The 6,617-nt window shown below is 36.7% G+C and carries 5 protein-coding genes and 4 pseudogenes; 5 read left to right on the forward strand and 4 right to left on the reverse strand.

Translation table 11 applies throughout. The annotated features are described in order from the left end of the window. Positions 1-1,027: glutamyl-tRNA reductase (gene hemA / locus F6K22_RS26705; RefSeq protein WP_293105053.1), on the forward strand; the 1,027-nt coding region annotated here is incomplete at its 5' end. Between the two features lie 564 nt (positions 1,028-1,591). Further along, positions 1,592-1,771, forward strand: a pseudogene (locus F6K22_RS26710) (hypothetical protein); the annotation flags it as partial. Positions 1,772-1,836: 65 nt separating this feature from the next. On the opposite strand, the gene F6K22_RS26715 reads toward F6K22_RS26710, so the two are convergent. Further along, positions 1,837-2,382 carry a DNA-binding protein gene (locus tag F6K22_RS26715; RefSeq protein ID WP_293105056.1) on the reverse strand — a complete coding sequence of 182 codons (546 nt, stop codon included), beginning with the start codon at positions 2,380-2,382 and terminating at the stop codon, positions 1,837-1,839. Between the two features lie 343 nt (positions 2,383-2,725). Here F6K22_RS26715 and F6K22_RS26720 point away from each other — a divergent pair. Further along, positions 2,726-2,872 (forward strand): annotated as a pseudogene (locus tag F6K22_RS26720) (glutamyl-tRNA reductase); the annotation flags it as partial. A gap of 200 nt (positions 2,873-3,072) precedes the next feature. Next, positions 3,073-3,168, forward strand: a pseudogene (locus F6K22_RS42505) (zinc ribbon domain-containing protein); the annotation flags it as partial. A gap of 313 nt (positions 3,169-3,481) precedes the next feature. On the opposite strand, the gene F6K22_RS26725 reads toward F6K22_RS42505, so the two are convergent. Beyond that, complete coding sequence (locus F6K22_RS26725; RefSeq protein WP_293105059.1) at positions 3,482-3,679, reverse strand: hypothetical protein; 198 nt, start codon at positions 3,677-3,679, stop codon at positions 3,482-3,484. A gap of 192 nt (positions 3,680-3,871) precedes the next feature. Between F6K22_RS26725 and F6K22_RS26730 the strand changes: the two genes are divergently transcribed. Beyond that, positions 3,872-4,723, forward strand: a complete 852-nt coding sequence (locus tag F6K22_RS26730; RefSeq protein ID WP_293105062.1) for a hypothetical protein — start codon at positions 3,872-3,874, stop codon at positions 4,721-4,723. A gap of 96 nt (positions 4,724-4,819) precedes the next feature. Here the strand turns inward: F6K22_RS26730 and radA are convergent, their stop codons facing one another. Together radA and F6K22_RS26740 are read right to left on the reverse strand one after the other, a co-directional pair. Beyond that, the gene (radA, locus tag F6K22_RS26735; RefSeq protein WP_293105066.1) at positions 4,820-6,373 is read right to left on the reverse strand and encodes a DNA repair protein RadA; all 1,554 of its coding nucleotides are present in this window, start codon (positions 6,371-6,373) and stop codon (positions 4,820-4,822) included. Between the two features lie 60 nt (positions 6,374-6,433). Beyond that, a pseudogene (locus tag F6K22_RS26740) lies at positions 6,434-6,617 on the reverse strand (DNA repair protein RadA); the annotation flags it as partial.

The raw sequence follows: 6,617 nt of genomic DNA on the forward strand, positions 1-6,617 counted from the left end.
TCTACTCCATGAAGATTCTATTATGCACTTAATGCGAGTTGCGGCTGGATTAGATAGTTTGGTATTGGGTGAAGGGCAAATTTTATCTCAGGTTAAACAAACTCATAAACTCGGACAACAATATAAGGGTATTGGGCGAATTCTTAATCGTTTATTTAAGCAAGCTGTAACTGCTGGAAAAAGAGTTCGGACAGAAACAAGTATTGGTACTGGTGCTGTTTCTATTAGTTCGGCGGCTGTGGAATTAGCTCAGATGAAATTGGAGGATTTATCTAATTATCGAGTGGCTATTGTTGGTGCTGGTAAAATGTCAAAATTACTGGTGCAACATTTATTGGCTAAAGGTGCAAATAAGATATCAATTATTAATCGTTCTGTGGGAAGGGCTCAGGATTTAGCAAATAGTTTTAAAGATGCAAATATAAATGTTGATTCTATGTCACAAATGGGTCAGGTTATTAGTAATTCTGATTTGGTATTTACTAGTACTGGGGCAACTGAACCAATTTTAGATAAGGCTAAATTAGAAGGAATTTTAGCTCCTAATAAATCTTTAATGTTGGTGGATATTTCTGTGCCTCGTAATATTTCTACTGATGTGAGTGAATTGGCAAATGTTCGTTGTTTTAATGTGGATGATTTAAAGGCGGTTGTTGCTCAAAATCAAGAAAGTCGTCGGCAAATGGCTATGGAGGCTGAGGTTTTATTGGAGGAAGAGGTAGAAGCTTTTGATGTTTGGTGGAGAAGTTTAGAAACGGTTCCGACTATTAATTCTTTACGACAAAAAATAGAGACTATTCGGGAGCAGGAATTAGAAAAGGCTTTATCTCGTTTAGGCTCGGAATTTGCGGAAAAACATCAAGAGGTAATTGAGGCTTTGACTAGGGGTATTGTGAATAAAATTTTGCACGATCCGATGGTGCAGTTACGAGCACAACAGGATATTGAGGCGAGGCGTCATGCGATGCAGACTTTACAACTTTTGTTTAATTTGGAGTCAGAAATTAGTTCTGGGAAAGTTGTTTAGTTGGAGTCTTTGGGTGTTGGTAAATTGGTAATTCTTTGATTTTAAATGTCTATAGTATCTAAGAAAAAACTATAGTTATAAGTTTCATAATAATCAATATTAATTACCTGATCACCAGTACCCATAACTAAATAAAAAAATTAACACCCCCGCAACTGGCGAACAATACTAAAAATTTCACCTCTACCAAAGAATGCGCCAAAATATGCCAAAACAATTGAGTTGTAGCTTGATTCAAAATTTTCAGCCCCCTCAACAGTAGTGACATATAAATGTTGACCCCCAAGAGGATGACTAAAATGGTAGGCGTAATAACCATCGTCTAGTTGACTAACAAAAACTGCATTCTCAAAATCTCCTCTAAAAAGAGAAATAGAAAGTTATCTTGATAACCAGAATTTTAATCTCAATAAACTTTCGATTGAATGGTCTTATCAAGGTCGCAACTATCACAGTTATACAGATGTTTTATTTGTATTTAAGTAGATGTGAAAAAAGTAAAAAACTCTAAATTTACAAAAAAAATTACTGTAGAAAGTCAAAATTATCAGTCAAGCAAAGCCTATTCCTGAACAATTAATACCTATCTTGGAAAATGGCGATCGCGACAGCGGAACTGAGTTCTATCCCCTAAGTCAGGCAGAATTTGAGCAAAGGTATAACCAATTGCCCCACATCAAGAAAGCAGAATTAGAATTAGTGGAAGGAGTGATTTATATGGCATCACCTGTGAGAGCTCGACAGCTCAGAAGTAAAAATTAATCCCTGACTGAGTTCAAGCATTTATCTGTAAATGGTTTGAGAGTTAATCAACAAACCTTAATTACTTCCTCAATACTTTTCTTGTTAATTTTCCACATCTCCTCTTCTTCCCAAACCCATCTACTATCAACTCGTTCCACCGTACCGTCAAAATTAAACACAGTCACTGTTGCTAAAGTCTCAATCCATACAGTCGCTCCACAACTATGAGGTTTGTCTGGTTGATAAACAATTCGACAAGGACCATTAATCTCTATTTCGTGACCTTTAGCTAAAATCTTAGAGCCACGTTGAGCAGAAAGTACATATTCGTCTTTGGCTTGAGGATCAATCTTTTTGAGCTTCCGATTTTTCTCTATATTAAGTCGATTAAAATGAAGGGTATTTTTACCGCAATGGCGCTGAGGAGACCAATTGGGTTTGGGGCCACGTTTCTTACCAGAGATCCTTGGTCTTCCTTTGTACAGAGGAATTCCCCAAGTTCGACCATTAATTTTCCGAGCGCCTTGAATCCTACCTTCCTGAAGTAAAACTCGGACTCGTTGAGCAGAAATATTTAATAAAGAAGCAGCTTCAGTAGTACCAACAACCATAAGATTTAATTATATATTTTACTATTGCGTATAGCAGAATAATACCAAATAATACAAAAATTACAAAGCTATACATTTGGGTGCTTCAGATAAAAAAAATTTCCTTAGTCTAGGGTTGCCTGAAAAAGTATAAGTAGTAGCCAGGAGGAATTTAGAGGAGGTAGTGGGAAAATTTATCTCTTAATTTTTCTGCCATAGTCAGCCCAAAATCCTAACTTTTTAGTCCTCAAGCTTAAAAAGTTGCACTTTTTTTCGCTCCTTCAAGGCTAAAACCTTTATGTGTCAATGCTTTTATATTTAATCAGCAAGCCCTAGTCTATTTTTCCAGAGAGAATATTCTTAGACTAGGGGTATTGTGAATAAAATTTTGCATGACCCAATGGTAGAGTTACGAGCACAACAGGATATTGAGGCGAGGCGTCATGCAATGGAGACTTTACAGCTTTTGTTTAATTTGGAGCCGGAAATTACTTCTGGGAAAGTTTTTTAGTTAAAGTTTTTGGGTATTAGTGAATTGGTAATTCTTTGATTTGAAATTGCTATAAAATCAAAGAAAAAACTATAGTTAAAAGTTTCAGAGTAATAAAGATTAATTACTTCATCACCAGTACCCTTGATGAAGTCAGGAGTCAAAAGTATAATTACATATAATGACAGATAAAAATAAGCCGTTAAGCCTGAGAACTTAATGACTGCCCATCGTGTGGCTTGTCAATCAATAGAGATTTGAACGCAAGTATCAATTTAAGGAATGCGGTCGGCTTGACCGTAAATGCCTGTGGATGAGCAACCACCGACGGCCTTGTAGGGACGTTGCATAACAAAAATGCGTTTCATGTCGCTCCGCGTTAACGTTTGCGGAGCATTCCCTATACGAAAGTTATGCGTTAGCTAAACGTCCGTACAGCAGGAAGTAAACAGAAAAATGTCACTTGTTATGACGTTTTATGTCGGTTTTATGAAGTAGAATATCATCAGCAAAAGCTTGATGAAGCAGATTATCTCAAGAGTCAGATTTTTTGGTTGTGCATTAATAAAGTGTGGGAAACGCCCTAGTAGGGCTGGCAAATCTAATCTAAAAGCACTGATATATCAAGGTTTAGCGCCCATAAGGGAGCGAAAAAAGTGCCAATTTTTCAGCCTTTAAGACTAAAAAGTTAGGACGGGTGGCAGACACTTCCCAAAAAGATACAGGTACAATTATTCCTCCTACTTTCGAGGGTCTCCCCACACTTCCCACACTTCCCACACTTCCTTGACGCACTACCGATTTTTTTAGGTCTGTGGTTGGATGCAAAAGCTTTGCTTGATGTCAGATGTAGAAAGTTTTGGCAGTTTTGCAGGAGGGTCTTGAGTCGCAGCAACATCGGCAGTTCGTGGAAAAGTATACTATTTAATTTAATAGGCTACAGCTCAAAATTAAAAATTAGCTAGATTCTTAATTAAATATGTGTTGATTTTTACAATAAAAATTCAATAGAAAATAGCAATGGAACAAGTTAATTATCAACAATTAAAAGCACAAATAACTACAATTTTAAATATAAATCCCGATATAAAAGTTTATGGTTTAGATGAGGAAGTAGAAAAACACGACAGTAGAAGCATTGATGAAAATCTTTTGTCTGATGAATGTTTAAGAGCTTATTATTGGGCAATAAATTATCTCAGTCAATGTAGATATACTAAAGGAATTTCATTTACAAGCCCAATAAACGTTTTACAATTAAGTCAAGATATTAGTAACTGGAGTAGTACAGAAATACCTGAAGGTTTAGTAATAGTAGCCTTGAAGAGGTTAAATAAAGAATTCTACAAATATCAAGGTGATGTAGTTACTAATGTAGCTACGAAACAAAAACTCTACAACTTCAAAAAATCAAACTCTGAGTTTTACTGGAAATCAAACATTGTGAAATACTCCTCACTTAAAGACGAAATGGAGTTAATTTTAAAAGAAAATCAAACGTTATGCACTAATGGAATGTCGGCTAGTCTTGAGTATAGGGATAGGGAAAGCCTTTCTGAGCCTATTGGTTTAAAACAATACTATTGGTCAAAAGCTTGGTTGAGTAATTGTATATTTATAAAAAGTTTCACCATGGGTTCCTATGGATTGAAACATTATGCAGAAAACTGGGCAAGAAACTACATCTGTAATGGCGCTCTAATTGCAGCAGCTATACATAAGGGAATTGACTACAAACCTCTTGGGGGACCAAATGTTTTACTACCTATTTCTAAGAAAACTTTTGGGAAAAAAGTTGATGCCTGTGGAACAGTTACCGACTATGATACTTTTTATAATGGAGTCGTTCCAGAATCTATTCAATTTGTTTAGTCATCTATTAATATTCCAATCGCTGAAAATTAAAAGTTAGCAAAAAAACAGCCAGGAAACTTAACTTCCTAGCTAATAACTTTTAACAAAAAAACCTCAACTCCCCATAGTTGGAGGTTGCGCCGGAATAGAAGCAATAATTGCATCTATCACCTTAGCAATAGGCAAAATACGCATTCCTAAATCCGGTGGTTGTTGACCTTTGGGAATAATTGCCTTTTTAAAACCTAACTTGGCAGCTTCCCTTAATCTCAACTCCAACTGAGATACAGGTCGGACTTGCCCACCTAAACCTACCTCTCCCAGCAAAACAGTTCGGGGGTCAACTACTCGATCGCGAAAACTAGCCACTACAGCAATAGCTACTCCCAAATCTGCTGCGGGTTCTTCTACACTCAAACCTCCTACCGTCGCCACATAAGTATCCAACTTTGATAAAGGAATGCCTACCCGTTTTTCCAACACTGCCAAAATCTGTTGTAACCTACTACTATCAATTCCAGTAGTAGAACGTCGAGGAGAACCATGACTTGCCGGACTTACTAAAGCTTGAATTTCTACAACTATTGGGCGAGTACCTTCCATCGACACAACTGTAGAAGTTCCAGAAGAATATTCATCTCTACTTCCGAGAAATAATTCTGAAGGGTTTAAAATTTCTTTTAAACCATTAGCCACCATTTCAAAAACTCCAATTTCGTGAGTAGCACCAAAACGATTTTTCATAGACCGCAACAAACGGTGGGAGGCAAACCGATCGCCCTCAAAATATAAAACTGTATCTACCAAATGTTCTAAAACACGAGGACCTGCTAAAGCACCATCTTTAGTTACATGACCAACTATTAATAAGGTAATATTTTCCCGCTTTGCCACTTGCATCAAAGCGGAAGTACATTCGCGAACTTGAGCAACCGAACCTGGAGCAGAAGTCAAAGAAGCAAAATAAATAGTTTGAATACTGTCAATTACTGCTAAATATGGTTTGAGAGATTCCAACTCTCTCAAAATTACTTCTAAATCTGTTTCTGGTAATAAAAATAAATTTTCCTGAGAATTTTTAGCAGAATCTTTTATAGATTCAGAATTGTCACTACTTTCTTGATTTTCATTCGAGGATAAATTCTCATCCACCTCAACATTTGAAACATTCTCCTTATCCTCCACTTCTACTTCATTGAGATTAACAATTAAACGTTGCGAACGTAATTTCACCTGTTGTCCAGACTCTTCCGCCGACACATACAAAACCCGACATCTATCAGACAACTGATTAGCCACCTGTAACAAAAGAGTAGACTTACCAATACCAGGTTCTCCACCAATCAATACTAAGGAACCAGGAACAATTCCACCACCAAGTACCCTGTCTAACTCTTCAAACCCAGAAGGCATTCTCGACAAAGTTTGGTCAGAAATCTGAGATAATAAAAAAGATGCTCTTGGCTGACCAGAAGATTTATTAGATTCAGATGGTTGAGCAGCCCTGTCAATATCAGTCAGCCCTAATCGTTGTAGAGCAGTTGTAGTTGATTGTTCTATTATTTCCTCTATTGAACCCCAACTTTTACAGTTTCTACATTGGCCGTAGGATTGAGCATATTCCTGCCCACATTCTCTACATACATATTTTGTTTTCTGTTTTGGCATTTCTTAAAATAAGTTAATATTCACCAGCAAATATCAAAAATCCTAAAGTTTAACTAATTCTAAACCAGGTTCTCCACCAATCAATACTAAGGAAGCAGGAAAAATTCCACCACCAATTACCCTGTCTAACTCTTCAAACCCAGAAGGCATTCTCGACAAAGTTTGGTCAGAAATCTGAGATAATAAAAAAGATGCTCTTGGCTGACCAGAAGATTTATTAGATTCAGATGGTTGAGCAGCCCTG

This window comes from Okeania sp. SIO2F4 (assembly GCF_010672385.1).
Lineage (GTDB): Bacteria > Cyanobacteriota > Cyanobacteriia > Cyanobacteriales > Microcoleaceae > Trichodesmium.